The 12,770-nt window shown below is 71.9% G+C and carries 16 protein-coding genes and 1 riboswitch; of the genes, 5 read left to right on the top strand and 11 right to left on the bottom strand.

Going from position 1 to position 12,770, the window contains the following annotated elements:
* Nucleotides 1-65: 65 nt before the first annotated feature.
* From ACZ60B_RS13030 to ACZ60B_RS12990, 9 genes are all read right to left on the bottom strand, one after another.
* Nucleotides 66-1,661 carry an alpha/beta hydrolase gene (locus ACZ60B_RS13030; protein WP_469386132.1) on the bottom strand — a complete coding sequence of 532 codons (1,596 nt, stop codon included), beginning with the start codon at nt 1,659-1,661 and terminating at the stop codon, nt 66-68.
* Between the two features lie 260 nt (nt 1,662-1,921).
* Nucleotides 1,922-2,689: an urease accessory protein UreD gene (locus ACZ60B_RS13025; protein WP_469386281.1), complete on the bottom strand. Its 768-nt coding sequence runs from the start codon at nt 2,687-2,689 to the stop codon at nt 1,922-1,924.
* Complete coding sequence (gene ureG, locus ACZ60B_RS13020) at nt 2,671-3,354, bottom strand: urease accessory protein UreG (RefSeq protein WP_469386130.1); 684 nt, start codon at nt 3,352-3,354, stop codon at nt 2,671-2,673. Before ureG ends, ACZ60B_RS13025 begins: the two co-directional genes overlap by 19 nt.
* A gap of 85 nt (nt 3,355-3,439) precedes the next feature.
* Nucleotides 3,440-4,114, bottom strand: a complete 675-nt coding sequence (locus tag ACZ60B_RS13015) for an urease accessory protein UreF (RefSeq protein WP_469386128.1) — start codon at nt 4,112-4,114, stop codon at nt 3,440-3,442.
* Entirely contained in the window at nt 4,114-5,835 is a 1,722-nt protein-coding gene (locus tag ACZ60B_RS13010) for an urease subunit alpha (protein ID WP_469386127.1), read from the bottom strand. The genes ACZ60B_RS13015 and ACZ60B_RS13010 overlap by 1 nt, the downstream gene beginning before the upstream one ends.
* Nucleotides 5,828-6,139, bottom strand: coding sequence for an urease subunit beta (locus ACZ60B_RS13005; RefSeq protein ID WP_469386125.1), 312 nt, complete (start codon nt 6,137-6,139; stop codon nt 5,828-5,830). Before ACZ60B_RS13005 ends, ACZ60B_RS13010 begins: the two co-directional genes overlap by 8 nt.
* Nucleotides 6,140-6,151: 12 nt before the next feature.
* Nucleotides 6,152-6,454, bottom strand: coding sequence for an urease subunit gamma (locus tag ACZ60B_RS13000; protein WP_162468422.1), 303 nt, complete (start codon nt 6,452-6,454; stop codon nt 6,152-6,154).
* A 191-nt stretch (nt 6,455-6,645) separates the two neighbouring features.
* Nucleotides 6,646-6,834 carry a hypothetical protein gene (locus ACZ60B_RS12995; RefSeq protein ID WP_469386122.1) on the bottom strand — a complete coding sequence of 63 codons (189 nt, stop codon included), beginning with the start codon at nt 6,832-6,834 and terminating at the stop codon, nt 6,646-6,648.
* A gap of 265 nt (nt 6,835-7,099) precedes the next feature.
* Nucleotides 7,100-7,378: a type II toxin-antitoxin system Phd/YefM family antitoxin gene (locus tag ACZ60B_RS12990; RefSeq protein WP_469386120.1), complete on the bottom strand. Its 279-nt coding sequence runs from the start codon at nt 7,376-7,378 to the stop codon at nt 7,100-7,102.
* Nucleotides 7,379-7,450: 72 nt separating this feature from the next.
* Between ACZ60B_RS12990 and ACZ60B_RS12985 the strand changes: the two genes are divergently transcribed.
* The 3 genes from ACZ60B_RS12985 (at nt 7,451) to ACZ60B_RS12975 (ending at nt 9,502) form a co-directional block, all read left to right on the top strand.
* Nucleotides 7,451-8,158 carry an ATP-dependent Clp protease proteolytic subunit gene (locus ACZ60B_RS12985; protein WP_469386118.1) on the top strand — a complete coding sequence of 236 codons (708 nt, stop codon included), beginning with the start codon at nt 7,451-7,453 and terminating at the stop codon, nt 8,156-8,158.
* A 7-nt stretch (nt 8,159-8,165) separates the two neighbouring features.
* Nucleotides 8,166-8,474: a hypothetical protein gene (locus tag ACZ60B_RS12980; protein ID WP_152886784.1), complete on the top strand. Its 309-nt coding sequence runs from the start codon at nt 8,166-8,168 to the stop codon at nt 8,472-8,474.
* A 381-nt stretch (nt 8,475-8,855) separates the two neighbouring features.
* Nucleotides 8,856-9,025, top strand: a riboswitch (cyclic di-AMP (ydaO/yuaA leader).
* 3 nt (nt 9,026-9,028) lie between these two features.
* The gene (locus ACZ60B_RS12975; RefSeq protein WP_469386116.1) at nt 9,029-9,502 is read left to right on the top strand and encodes a C40 family peptidase; all 474 of its coding nucleotides are present in this window, start codon (nt 9,029-9,031) and stop codon (nt 9,500-9,502) included.
* A gap of 114 nt (nt 9,503-9,616) precedes the next feature.
* Here ACZ60B_RS12975 and ACZ60B_RS12970 read toward each other — a convergent pair whose 3' ends face one another.
* Nucleotides 9,617-10,075 carry an ATP-binding protein gene (locus ACZ60B_RS12970; protein WP_469386114.1) on the bottom strand — a complete coding sequence of 153 codons (459 nt, stop codon included), beginning with the start codon at nt 10,073-10,075 and terminating at the stop codon, nt 9,617-9,619.
* A gap of 210 nt (nt 10,076-10,285) precedes the next feature.
* Here ACZ60B_RS12970 and ACZ60B_RS12965 point away from each other — a divergent pair, with 210 nt between their 5' ends.
* Together ACZ60B_RS12965 and ACZ60B_RS12960 are read left to right on the top strand one after the other, a co-directional pair.
* Nucleotides 10,286-11,143, top strand: coding sequence for a helix-turn-helix domain-containing protein (locus ACZ60B_RS12965; protein ID WP_469386112.1), 858 nt, complete (start codon nt 10,286-10,288; stop codon nt 11,141-11,143).
* Nucleotides 11,144-11,152: 9 nt separating this feature from the next.
* Complete coding sequence (locus ACZ60B_RS12960; protein ID WP_469386110.1) at nt 11,153-11,377, top strand: DUF397 domain-containing protein; 225 nt, start codon at nt 11,153-11,155, stop codon at nt 11,375-11,377.
* A gap of 126 nt (nt 11,378-11,503) precedes the next feature.
* Here ACZ60B_RS12960 and ACZ60B_RS12955 read toward each other — a convergent pair whose 3' ends face one another.
* Entirely contained in the window at nt 11,504-12,631 is a 1,128-nt protein-coding gene (locus ACZ60B_RS12955) for an 8-amino-7-oxononanoate synthase (RefSeq protein WP_469386109.1), read from the bottom strand.
* Nucleotides 12,632-12,770 lie beyond the last annotated feature (139 nt).

The following is a 12,770-nucleotide window of genomic DNA, read 5'->3' as shown; positions in this document are numbered from 1 at the left end:
GCCCGGACCCGAGCGAGGGGCGGCGGGGTGTGCCCCCGCCGCCCCTCCCCTCGTACGACCTGCGGTTACGGCTTCGGCGTGGCGTGCGGCGTGCAGGTCACGTCCGCGCCGTCCAGCTTGCCGGTGAGCAGGTAGGCGTCCACCCGGGTGTTGATGCAGGGGTTCACCAGGCCGGTCACACCGTGCGAGCCGGCGTCCTTCTCGGTGATCAGACGCGAGCCCTTGAACCGCTGGTGCAGCTCGACGGCGCCCACGTACGGCGTGGCGGCGTCACGCTGCGACTGCACGATCAGCACCGGCGGCAGGCCCTTGCCGGTCTTCACGTTCACCGGGGTCTGCTGCTTGACGGGCCAGGTGGCACAAGGCAGGTTCATCCACGCGTTGGCCCACGTCATGAACGGGTAGTCCTTGTTGAGCCGCGTGTTGTCGCGGTCCCACTTCTTCCAGCTCGTGGGCCACTTGGCGTCGGTGCACTCCACGGCCGTGTAGACGGCGTTGCCGTTCTCCGAGGAGATGTTGCCCGCGGTGTCGGACAGGTCGGGAGCGGCGGCGTCGACCATCGCCTGGGTGTCCCCGGCGACGTACTTGCTGAACACCGTGGCGACCGGCACCCACGAGGAGTCGTAGTACGGGGCGCTCTGGAAGAAGGAGATCAGCTCGGCCGGGCCGACGACCCCGCCGAGGGGGCTCTTCTTCGCGGTGGCACGCAGCGTGAGCCACTTCGCCTGGACGTCCGCGCGGGTGGTGCCGAGGTGGAAGGTGGCGTCGTTGGCGGCGACCCAGTCCTCCCAGTCCTTCCAGCGGCCCTCGAACGCGATGTCCTGCTCCAGGTTGGCCTGGTACCAGATGTTCTCGCGCGACGGGTTGACGACGCTGTCCACGATCATGCGCCGGACATGGCCCGGGAAGAGCGTGCCGTAGACGGCGCCGAGGTAGGTGCCGTAGGAGACGCCCAGGTAGTTGAGCTTCTTCTCGCCCAGCGCGGCCCGGATGACGTCCAGGTCGCGGGCGGTGTTCGGCGTGGTCATGTGCGGCAGCATCGCGCCGCTGCGCTCGTAGCAGCCGTCCGCGTACTCGGCGGCCAGCTTGCGCTGGGCGCGCTTGTCCGCCTCGGAGTCCGGCACCGGGTCGGCCTTGGGCGCCTTCACGAACTCCTGCGGGTCGATGCAGGAGATGGGCGCGGAGTGGCCGACGCCGCGCGGGTCGAAGCCAACGAAGTCGTACGCCTTGGCCGTGTTGGCCCACAGCGCGCTCTTCGTGGTGACCCGGCGCGGGAAGCGCATACCGGAGCCGCCGGGGCCGCCGGGGTTGTACACGAGGGCGCCCTGGCGCTCCTCCTTGGTACCCGTGTTGCCGATCCGGTCGACGGCCAGCTGGATCTTCTTGCCGTCGGGCCGGGCGTAGTCCAGCGGGACCGTGACGTAACCGCACTGGATCGGCTTCTCCAAGCCCCAGTCCGCGGGACAGTCCTTCCAGTCGATCCCCGCCTTCGCGGCGCGCTCCGCGGCGATGGCGGCACCGCGGGCCTCGCGGTCCTGGCCGGGGCGGCTCTCCGCGCTCGCCGTGGGCGCCGCGAAGGCGCCGGCTATCAGGGTCGCGGTGACCAGCGCTCCGGCCGAACCGAGCGCGGTCTTTCGATTCCTCGGTCTGATGTCCCTCAAGTGGGCACTCTCCGTATCTGGTTATTGACTGCAGAGGGATCATTTCGGCTGTGAGGTCCCTGAGAACAGGGTTCGTTGACCTTCTTTGCCAATCCGATAACCGGGAGCCATGTCCCGGTTACCGGATGCTCGGCGCCGAACCCGCCCTGCTTGCAGCCGACTTGACCCGGAACCGATTCGGCCTGGAGCCGGGCTCCGGGTCGGGCGACGGTTCGGGCCGGAGCCGGTTCGGGCCGGAGCCGGTTCGGTCCGGAGCCGGTTCAGCCCAGCTCCGCGAGCACCCCGTCCAGTACCCGGCGCAGGCGCAGCGCGTCCGCGGCGACCGCGGTCACCAGGGCGCCCGGTCCGGCGAGCGGAACGAGCACGGCCTGCTCGCCCAGCATCCGGGCCGTCACCGGCTCGGCGGCGAACTCCGGTCTGACGACCACCAGTTGACCCACGGCCCGATGTCCCGCCAGGACGGCGGGCCCGTCCCAGCCGCCGGGCGCGCCCGGCCCGCAGGCGAGTTCCTGGTCGAGCAGCGCACGCCCGTCGATCCGGACAGTGAGACGGCTGGTGAGCCGTCCGGGTTGCTCGCCGACCCGCCCCAGTACCTGCTCCTCGCGCAGCACGAGCCGGGCGGAGCCGGTCAGCCCCACCCGGGTCGTCACATGCAGTTCGCTGCCGCCGGCCGAGATCAACTGTTCTGGCAGCCAGTGGAGTTCCCCGCCGTCGGCGACGTCCAGCCGTACGTCGTAGCGGGCCTCCCCCTTGGTCTGGCCCGGCAAGGCGATGGTGGCCGCCGCCGACCCGACGCGCAGCCGGGCCCCGGGCCCGACCTCGGCCCGGACGGCGAGACGGTCGCCGCCGTGCGGCCCGCTCATCGCCCCGACGAGCATCACATGTGCCTCGCGGCCGCTCGCCCGGGTCCGCCGGAGCGCGAGCGGCCCGTCGCTCTCCAGCACCGGAAGGGCGGTGCCGCCGCGGCCGTCGTCGCGCGCGACGATCCTGGCGGCGGCACTGACCCCGTTCACGCGCACGCCGTCCAGGCGGCGAGCCGCGCCCGCACCCAGGCGGAGACCTCCCGCGCTCCGTCCTCACCGCGCAACGACTGGAAGACGACCGGGAGTTCGGCCCGTTGCGCCTTCGCGTCCGAGGCCATCCGCCCGAGGTCGGACCCCACGTACGGGGCGAGGTCGGTCTTGTTGACGACCAGCAGGTCGGCAGTGGTCACCCCGGGGCCGCCCTTGCGCGGGATGTCGTCGCCCCCGGCCACGTCGATCACGAAGATCTGCGCGTCGACCAGCCCTTTGGAGAAGGTGGCGGTGAGATTGTCGCCGCCGGACTCGACCAGGATCAGGTCCAGTGGTCCCACCGCGTCCTCCAGGTCCTCCACCGCCTCCAGGTTGGCGGAGATGTCGTCCCGGATCGCCGTGTGCGGGCACGCGCCCGTCTCCACTGCGGTGATCCGCTCGGGCGGCAGCACGGCCTCCCGCAGCAGGAACTCGGCGTCCTCCCGGGTGTAGATGTCGTTGGTGACGACCGCGAGGGACAGCTCCGCGCGCAGCGCGCGGCAGAGCGCGGCGACGGTGGCGGTCTTCCCGGACCCGACGGGCCCGCCGAGGCCGATCCGCAGGGCCCGGCGGCGGCCGTCGGGACGACGGGCGTCGGCACTGACGGCGGACGGGCCGTCGTGGGGGTGGTCGAGATGCATGAAGCGGCTCCTGCCTTTGTTCTGCGGTGCCCTGTCGAGCGGTCCGCGTGTGTGCCCTGCGGTCGTTCTGCCCATGGCCGGGTCACTAGGACGCGAACAGCCTGGCCGGCCAGGCGGCATGGGCCTCCGCGCCGATCTCCAGCAGGGGGGCCGAGGCCGCGGGCAGGGCGTCTACCCCTTCGTCGAGCACCCGCCGGGCCGCCTCGACCGCCCGGTCGGCCACCCGGTCCAGCTCCGGCGCCAGCCGGGCCAGCACCGCCGTGGCGTCGAACGGGTCCAGGCTCAGCAGCCGCACCGTCGCGGTGGCCGGCCCCCCGACGCTCTCGTACGCCGCGCAGTGGGCGGCGTCGACGGCCCCGAGCCCGGCCGCCCGCGCCAGCAGCCCCAGCACCACCGGCTGGTGCATCCCCTTGGGGAACCGGCGGGCCACGGCGTCGAGTTCCGGTGACGGCCAGGTCGCCCGGGCGGCCCGCAGCAACTGCCGGCCCAGCCTGCGCGCGACGGAACGCAGCGCGGGGGACGGCGTACGGGCGTCCGCCGCCGCGTCCAGCACCGACGGATCCGCCCCGAGCGCGGCCGCGGCGGCGAGGGACGCCGACACCAGCCCCGCCGTGTGCAGCCTGCCCCGGGCGAAGTCCTCCAGGCTCCCCGCTCCCGTGATCCGCCCGGCCCGGACGGCCGCCTCGGCCCCGCCGGAGTGCGCGTGCCCTCCGGCGGGAAAGCGGCCGTCGGCCAGGACGAGCAGTGCCGCCCTGGACATCAGAAGAGGAAGTAACGCTGGGCCATGGGCAGTTCGACGGCCGGAGCCGCCTCGACGAGCTCCCCGTCGATGTGCACGGCGAAGCTGTCGGGGTCGACCCGGACCCGCGGCCGCGCGTCGTTCTCACGCATGTCCGCCTTGGTCACCCCGCGCGTGGAGTCGATCGCCACGAACCGCTTCCCGAGCTGGAGCCGCTCCGGCAGCCCGTCCTCGACGGCCGCCGGGGCCACGAAGTTGAACGAGTTGGCCGCGGGCGCCCGCCCGATCGCCCCGAACATCGGGCGCGGCAGGATCGGCTGCGGGGTCGGGATCGAGGCGTTGGCGTCGCCCATCTGCGCGTACGCGATCTGCCCGCCCTTGAGGACGAGGTGCGGCTTGACGCCGAAGAACGCGGGCTCCCACAGCACGAGGTCGGCGAGCTTGCCGCTCTCGACGGAGCCGATCTCCCGGGCGAGGCCCTGGGCGAGCGCCGGGTTGATCGTGTACTTGGCGACATAGCGGCGGACCCGGTGGTTGTCCGCCCTTCCGTCACCGGGCAGCGCGCCCCTGCGCCGCTTCATCACGTGGGCCGTCTGCCAGGTCCGCAGGACGACCTCGCCGACGCGCCCCATGGCCTGGGAGTCGGACGAGATGATGGAGATCGCGCCGAGGTCGTGGAGGATGTCCTCCGCCCCGATCGTCGAGGGCCGGATCCGGGACTCGGCGAAGGCGAGGTCCTCGGGCACCGCCGGGTTGAGGTGGTGACACACCATCAGCATGTCGAGGTGCTCCTCGGCGGTGTTGACGGTGAACGGCCGGGTCGGGTTCGTCGAACTGGGCAGCACGTGCGGCTCGGACACCACGGTCATGATGTCCGGCGCGTGCCCGCCGCCCGCACCCTCCGTGTGGTACGCGTGGATCCCGCGCCCGGCGATCGCGGCGAGCGTGTCGCCCACGAATCCGGCCTCGTTGAGGGTGTCCGTGTGGATCGCGACCTGGATCCCGGTCCGCTCGGCGACGGTCAGCGAGGCGTCGATGACGGCCGGGGTGGAGCCCCAGTCCTCGTGCAGCTTCAGCCCGAGCGCTCCGCCGCGGATCTGGGACAGCATCGCCTCCTGCGAGACGGTGTTGCCCTTGCCGAGCAGACCGATGTTCAGGGGGTAGGACTCCATCGCCGCCAGCATCCGGGCCAGATGCCAGGGGCCGGGTGTCACGGTGGTCGCCTTCGAGCCCTCGGCCGGTCCGGTGCCGCCGCCGACCAGTGTGGTGACTCCGGAGGCGAGCGCCTCGTCGGCGATCTGCGGGCAGATGAAGTGGACGTGCGCGTCGACCGCGCCCGCGGTGAGGATCCGCCCGTTGCCCGCGATCACCTCGGTCTCCGGACCGATCACGAGATCCGGATGCACCCCGTCCATCGTGTCCGGGTTGCCCGCCTTGCCGATCCCGGTGATCCGCCCGTCGCGGATGCCGACGTCCGCCTTGACGATCCCCCAGTGGTCGACGATCACGGCACCCGTGACGACGGTGTCCGGGGTGCCCTCCGCGCGTGTGGCACGCGCCTGCCCCATGGACTCGCGGATGACCTTGCCGCCGCCGAACACGGCCTCGTCACCGGCGAGTCCGGGCCCGCCGCAGCGGTCCTCCTCGATCTCGATCAGCAGATCGGTGTCCGCGAGCCGGATGCGGTCGCCGGTCGTCGGGCCGAACAGGTCGGCGTACGCGGCGCGTGAGATCTCAGGCATCGAGGGGGCCTCCGGTCTCCCCGCGCAGTCCGGGCACGATCCGGGCACCGGCGAGCGGGACGAGTTCGACCTCGGCGGGGATCCCGGGTTCGAAGCGCACGGCGGTGCCGGCGGCGACGTTCAGCCGCTTGCCGCGCGCGGCGGCACGGTCGAAGTCCAGGCCGGGGTTGGCTTCGGCGAAGTGGTAGTGGGAGCCGACCTGGACGGGGCGGTCGGCGGCGTTGAGGACGGTGAGCCGGGTGACCTCGCGCCCCTCGTTGTAGACGATCGGGTCGTCCTCGAACAGGATCTCTCCGGGAATCACGGCGCTCCCCCGTCAGACGATCGGGTCGTGGACGGTGACGAGTTTGGTGCCGTCCGGGAAGGTCGCCTCGACCTGGACGTCGTGGATCATCTCGGGAATGCCGTCCATGACGTCGTCCCGGGTGAGCAACTTGCGTCCGGAGGACATGAGTTCGGCGACGGTGCGGCCGTCACGCGCGCCTTCGAGGATGTGCGACGTGATGAGCGCGACCGCTTCGGGGTGGTTCAGCCTGAGACCACGGGCCCGGCGCTTCTCGGCGACGTCGGCCGCCACATGGATCAGCAGCCTCTCTTGCTCGTGCGGGGTCAGTTGCACGTCCCACCTCACAGTCCTCGCTCCGGACCGTGCGGGGTCCGGTTGCCGCAGCCCCGGGGCAGCGTCCCTGATGGCGTGGATCGGCAGGCTAGTTGGAGCGGGTTTCGAGCAAGTTAACCAAGCTGTGATCGAATCCGTGGTCCGGTGCACGAGCAGACGTCCGCACGGGCCGCCGCCCGGGTCGTGCCGCGTCAGGCCTCCGCGCGCGGGTCCCGCACGCTCGTCAACGCCCGCAGCCCGTCCCGGCGGGTCTCGGAGGGCGTCTCCTCGATGAGGGCGGTCCGCGCCGCGAACCCCCGGGCCGGCGTGATCATCACACGCGCCAGGGCGTCCGCGGCGGCGTCCCGGGCGATCGGACCGGCGGCCCGGCAGCTGTCCACGACCCGCGCCCGGGCCTCGCGCGCCCCGTCCGCACCACGGTGGCGGGTTCGTCGTTGCGCAGGATCTCCGCCCGGACCTGGATCACCAGCCGGGGGGAAGACCCGGGCGCCGCCGTCCAGCAGCCCGGGCCTGATCGCGCTCACCTGGGCGAGGGCGCGGGGGATCAGCGCGCCGGGCGGGGACGGCGGGGGCCGGGCAGGGGCCAGGCCCCCGGCAGGGCGCGCACCGCCGGGCGGGGCGGGTGGCCCGGCCGTGCGCGCCCCGTCAGGCGGTGCCGGTCCCCCGGTGCTCGGCGGCGATCCCGAAGCGCCGGCGCTCCCGGGGAGCGGCCGCGACCTCGCGGACCGCGGAGACCGAGCTGATCACCTGCTCCTCCTCGGGGCCGTCGAGCGCGTCGAGCCGTTCCAGGTCCGAGGCGGAGACCAGGGCGACGAGAGGCTTGCCGTGGCGGGTCACGACGACGCGCTCACCGCCGTACACCACGCGGTTGATCAGGTCGGCGAGTTCAGCCCTGGCTTGCGTCACCGGAATCTCGTAGGCCATACCCCCATCATAACGTCACGTACGTCCTGTACATTTTTTACAGAGACACCTTGCCGCGAGGAGGGGGTTCCCATGACCCGACCGTCCGCCCGTCACGTCCTGCCGGGGTTCACCGAACGCACCGGCTCCGGGCACCGGACGCTCGATCCCTACGCGAAGCTGCTGGAGGGACGGATCGTCCTGCTGGGGTCACCGATCGACGACACCTCGGCCAACGACGTGATCGCGCAGTTCATGCACCTGGAGCACGCGGCGCCGGACCGGGCGATCTCGCTGTACATCAATTCCCCCGGCGGCTCGTTCAGCGCGATGACCGCCGTCTACGACACGATGCGCCACGTCAGCTGTGACGTGGAGACGTTCTGCCTGGGCCGGGCCGGGGCGTGTGCCGCGGTACTGCTGGCCGCGGGCGCGCCGGGCAGGCGGCACGCGCTGCCCGGCGCCCGGGTGACGATCCGCCAGCCGATGCTTCCCGGGCCGTTCGAGGCCCAGGTGAGCGATCTCGTCGTCGAGGCCAAGGAGTTGGCGCGCACCCGGGTCCTGCTGGAGGACATGCTGGCCCGGCACACGGGCCGGCCACCGGAGCAGGTGGCCGCGGACATCGAGCGGGACACGGTCCTGGACGCGCGGGGCGCGCTGGAGTACGGCCTGGTGGACCGCGTCGTGGACGGCCGCGGGGTCCCGCCCGCCGCACCGGGCACGTCCGGCACCCCCACCCTCCCCGGAACATCCGGCGCGCCCGGCACTCCCGGCACGCCCGGCACTCCCGGCGCGAGGTGAGCCGGGGATGCTGCCGCCGGAACTCCCGCCGCTGCCCGCCCTGACCCGGGCCGAGGGCGAGCTGATCGACCGTTACCTGGAGGTGGTCGACCTGCTCGGCCGCATCAACCCCGCGCACCACGGGGACACCTACCGCGGACTGCGCGCCGCCCAGGCGCTGGTGGGCAGGGCGACCGCGCTGCGCGACGCGCTGGCGCTGATGCACCAGCGGGGCGAGGCCGAACTGCACGCGCCGACGCTCGCGCGGGCGCTGCGCGTCCTCGACGGGGAGCGCCGCACGGCGCGCGTCACCGTGCCGTCGCGCTCCGACAGTTGACCCGTCCCCGGTCGGCCCGGACGTCGCGCGCGATGCGCGAACCGTCCGGGACTGAGTTCAAACGCTCCGAACGGCGTACCCACTGTCGGAGTAGCGACGGATCCTTTTCTCGGGCCTCCAGGGTTGCGCAACGCGCGTAGCTCGACGGCGGGGTGAAGTGCTCCGCCGCTGGTCCGGGGCTCGTCGTTCCCCTGGACGGACGATCGAACAAAAAGGTGTCCACCCGAACGGGTGAGTGGTGAGTAACAACACAAATCCACGGTTCCGTTGGGATTTTCGGACACCTGTGAGTGAAGATCCCTGTCTGACGACAAGCCCCCGCCACAGCGGCGGGGCGGTCCGGGCGGACGCCGAGTCCTGCCGCCGCCCGGATGACCGGTCGACAGGAGTGCACCGGCAGGAGTGGAGGACCCAAGCACGACGGGTTCGCCGGAACGGTCAAGCCATGACCGGACCGAGCAGCCCTTGGGGTGAAGCCGCGACAGCGGCCGGGCAACTTCGCCAGCCCGAATCCGACAGGTCATCCTTCACAGGCGGCTGACGAAGGGTTGCGCATGACTGCGCTCAATCGTGTCCCGTCGATGATGGTCCGGGCCGGTACGGCTTCGGCGCTCACCATCGCCGCCGTGGGCGGCTCGATCGTGGTCCCGGGCCTCTCCGCGGACGCGGCGGCCGCAACGACCGCGACGAAGGTTCTCAAGATCGCGGCTTCCAAGAAGGGCTCGCCGTACCGCTACGGCGCCACCGGGCCGCGCAGGTTCGACTGCTCGGGGCTCACGCTGTACGCGTTCAAGAAGGCGGGCAAGAAGCTGCCCCGCACCGCGGCCCAGCAGTACAACAAGACCCACCACGTCTCGGCCCGCCACCGCAAGGCCGGGGACCTCGTGTTCTTCCACTCGGGTTCCAGCGTCTACCACGTCGGCATCTACGCCGGGAAGGGAAAGATCTGGCACGCCCCGAAGACGGGGGACGTGGTGCGGCTCCAGAAGATCTGGACCAAGAGCGTCTGGTACGGCCGGGTGAGCTGATCCGCCCGGTGCGGTGGTGGCGGCCTGGCACGTCCCCACCGCACCGGGTCTCCTCCCCGGGCCTCCCCGCACCGGGTCTCCTCCCCGGGCCTCCCCGGACCGGGGGCCCGGCCCTCAAGGCTCCTGCTGTCCCGCGGCAGGCACCGGCCGGGCCGGGACGGTCCACGGGAGTTCGATGCACACCGTCTTGCCCCCCTCGGGGGTGGGACGGACGTGCAGCCTTCCGCCGCACTCGGTGGTCAGCCAGCGGACGATCACCATGCCCCGGCCGTTGTCCTGCTGGACAGCGGCCGGCAGGCGTTTGGGGAAGCGCGGATGGCTGTCGGTGACGCCGACGCGCAGCCGCTCGTCACGGTCGAGGGTGAGATCGACCGTGAACGTCGGGGACTGCCCGAACGTGTGCTGTACGGCGTTGGTGGCGAGCTCGGAGACGACCAGTCGGACGGTGTCGGCCATCTCGGCGTCCGGGGGCAGCCCCCACTCCACGAGGGCGCTCGCCACGAAGTTACGGGCCGCGGAGACCGAGGCGGGATCGCTCGGCAGGGTGACGGATGCTTCCAGATGGTCTGCCATGGCGACGTCGTCCCTTTCCCGCGGGACCGCAGTCCGACAAGGAGCGGATTCGAGTACGGTCCCGGACTGGTGCTTCTTCGCCAGACTGCCATTTCCGGGCCGGTCACGGTGCCGATCCACCGAGATATGCATATATCTGTCGCTCGAAGCGGTGAACTCTGCGACGGCAGACCGTATTTGGGCGACTCGGAAGCAGTAGGGAGTTTTCCCATGCAGTACGGTCCCGCCGTGCGCCGCCGGAAACTGGGCGCCGAGCTGCGCGCGCTGCGCGCCCGCACCGGGCTCACCAGTGGTGAGGCGGCCCGTCTGGTGGGCTGGCACCAGTCGAAGGTCAGCCGGATCGAGACCGGTGCCAGCGGGGTGAAACCGGCCGATGTGCGGCTGCTCCTGGACGCGTACGGCGTCGCCGAGACGGAACTGCGGGAGTTGCTGCTGATACTGGCGGGCTCCCACGACGGCGGCCGGGACCACTGGTGGCACGCGTACCGTGGTGTTCTCCCGCCCACCTACCGGGATTTCATCAGTCTGGAGTCGCAGGCGAGCGCGATGCGCACGCTGGAGACGTCCGTGGTCCCAGGGTTGTTGCAGACGCCCGAGTACGCCCGCGCGGTGACCCGCGCCGCGGTCGAGGGGCTGGACGAGGAGCGGCTGGACGCGCTGGTCGAGGTGCGACTGGCCAGGCAGGACGTGCTGCGCGCGCATCGTCCGCTGGAGCTGACCGCGGTCCTGGACGAGGCGGTGCTGCGCCGGGAGGTCGGCGGGCCCGAGGTGATGGCGCGTCAGTTGCGGCGGCTGGTGGAGGCGGGGCGGCTGCCCCAAGTGCGGCTCCAGGTCCTGCCGTTCCGGGCGGGAGCACACATTGGCGTCACCGGACCTTTCGTTATCTTGTCATTTCCGAGCACTTCTGATCTGGATGTGGTTGTTCTCGACCACATGACGAGTAGCCTCTACCTCGAACGGAAAGAAGACCTCCAGGCCTACTCGGAGGCCTTCAACACCCTCAGGACGCACGCCCTTTCACCCGAGGACTCATTGGATTTCATCGCCGGGATAGGTGACGACACATAAGGAGGCGCCATGACTGCACTGCCTCGCAACTCGATACCCGCCACGCGTCTGCACGGCGCGATGTGGCTGCGCAGCAGCTACAGCACAGGAGCGAACAACTGCGTCGAGACGGCGCGGCCCGGCCGAGGACCGTGGGCCGGACTGCTCGCCGTACGCGACTCCAAGGATCCGGCCGGCCCCGCGCTGCTCTTCTCCCCCGAGAGCTGGGCGAAATTCACGGCCACATTCCACTGATTCCGGTCATTCCCGGTCCACTCCGACCAATATCGGGCCAGTATCGACCGGCACCGAATCGGCAGCAAAGCGCCGTCATTCACCGGTAATTGGCGAACGTGCGAAACAGGGCCGTGTCACGCCGACTCATGGTCGTGTCTCGTCGATCACCCGCACCGCGTGCGCGATCAGCTCCTCGGTGAGGTCCGCGCGCGCGGTGAGCCGAAGCCGCGAGATCCCGTCGGGCACGGAAGGAGGACGGAAGCAGCCCACCACGACACCCGCCGTCCGGCAGTCGGCCGCCCACTTCACGGCCTCCTCCGGGGACGGCGCCCGCACGGAGACGACCGCCGCGTCCGGACGTACCGCCTCCAGGCCCGCGGCGGTCAGGCGCGCGTGCAGTTCGCCCGCCACCGCGCGGGAGCGCGCCGCGCGCTCCGGCTCGCGGCGCAGCAGCCGCAGGGCCGACAGCGCCGCTCCCGCCGCGGCGGGGGCGAGACCGGTGTCGAAGATGAACGTCCGCGCCGCGTTGACCAGATGGTCGATCACCCGGGCCGGGCCGAGCACGGCGCCGCCCTGACTGCCCAGCGACTTGGACAGGGTGACCGTCGCCACGACGTCGTCGGCGCCCGCGAGCCCGGTCGCGTACGGGGCTCCCCTGCCGTCGTCGCCCAGCACGCCGAGCCCGTGCGCGTCGTCGACGACCAGTCCGGCGCCGTGCTCCCGGCAGACCCGGGCGAGCGCGGCCAGCGGTGCGGCGTCGCCGTCGACCGAGAAGACCGTGTCGGAGACGGCGACGGCGGGCCCTTCGTGGGTCCGCAGCGCCTTGCGCACGGCGTCCGGATCCGCGTGCGCGGCCACCTGGGTGGTGCCCCGGGCCAGCCGGCAGCCGTCGATCAGCGAGGCGTGGTTGCCCGCGTCCGAGACGATCAGCGAGCCGTGCGGGGCCAGCGCCGAGACGGCCGCGAGGTTGGCCGCGTAGCCGGAGGAGAAGACCAGCGCCGCCTCGAAGCCGCAGAAGGCGGCCAGTTCCCGTTCGAGTTCGGTGTGCAGTTCGGTGGTGCCGGTGACGAGCCGGGAGCCGGTCGCGCCGCCGCCCCAGGTCCGCGCGGCGCGCGCCGCGCCCTCGACGACCTCGGGATGCCGGGTCAGACCGAGGTAGTCGTTGCTCGCGAGGTCGAGGAGCGGCGAGTCGGCCGGGCGCGGGCGCAGGGTCCGTACGAGCCCGGCGCGGGCGCGCAGTTCAGCCTGCTCGTCGATCCAGCCGAACGCCATGGGTCCTCCGGGGATTTTGTAGGCAGTGGACAGACCCTAGCCGGACGGCCGTCGGGCCAGGATGTGGCAATCCACACACCGTGAAGTGTCTCTGTTGTGTGAAGTCACCTTGGCCCCGAGCAGGTCCTTACGACAGGAT

It is taken from the genome of Streptomyces sp. NPDC104096 (genome assembly GCF_055584385.1).
This window is presented reverse-complemented; position numbering and strand designations above follow the sequence as displayed.

Excerpts from the sequence above, each read along its gene's own strand:
- ureG (WP_469386130.1), bottom strand. The coding sequence starts at position 3,354 with ATGCATCTCGACCACCCCCACGACGGCCCGTCCGCCGTCAGTGCCGAC.
- ACZ60B_RS13015 (WP_469386128.1), bottom strand. The coding sequence starts at position 4,114 with ATGTCCAGGGCGGCACTGCTCGTCCTGGCCGACGGCCGCTTTCCCGCC.
- ACZ60B_RS13010 (WP_469386127.1), bottom strand. The coding sequence starts at position 5,835 with ATGCCTGAGATCTCACGCGCCGCGTACGCCGACCTGTTCGGCCCGACG.
- ACZ60B_RS12990 (WP_469386120.1), bottom strand. The coding sequence starts at position 7,378 with ATGGCCTACGAGATTCCGGTGACGCAAGCCAGGGCTGAACTCGCCGAC.
- ACZ60B_RS12985 (WP_469386118.1), top strand. The coding sequence starts at position 7,451 with ATGACCCGACCGTCCGCCCGTCACGTCCTGCCGGGGTTCACCGAACGC.
- ACZ60B_RS12980 (WP_152886784.1), top strand. The coding sequence starts at position 8,166 with ATGCTGCCGCCGGAACTCCCGCCGCTGCCCGCCCTGACCCGGGCCGAG.
- ACZ60B_RS12975 (WP_469386116.1), top strand. The coding sequence starts at position 9,029 with ATGACTGCGCTCAATCGTGTCCCGTCGATGATGGTCCGGGCCGGTACG.
- ACZ60B_RS12970 (WP_469386114.1), bottom strand. The coding sequence starts at position 10,075 with ATGGCAGACCATCTGGAAGCATCCGTCACCCTGCCGAGCGATCCCGCC.
- ACZ60B_RS12965 (WP_469386112.1), top strand. The coding sequence starts at position 10,286 with ATGCAGTACGGTCCCGCCGTGCGCCGCCGGAAACTGGGCGCCGAGCTG.
- ACZ60B_RS12960 (WP_469386110.1), top strand. The coding sequence starts at position 11,153 with ATGACTGCACTGCCTCGCAACTCGATACCCGCCACGCGTCTGCACGGC.
- ACZ60B_RS12955 (WP_469386109.1), bottom strand. The coding sequence starts at position 12,631 with ATGGCGTTCGGCTGGATCGACGAGCAGGCTGAACTGCGCGCCCGCGCC.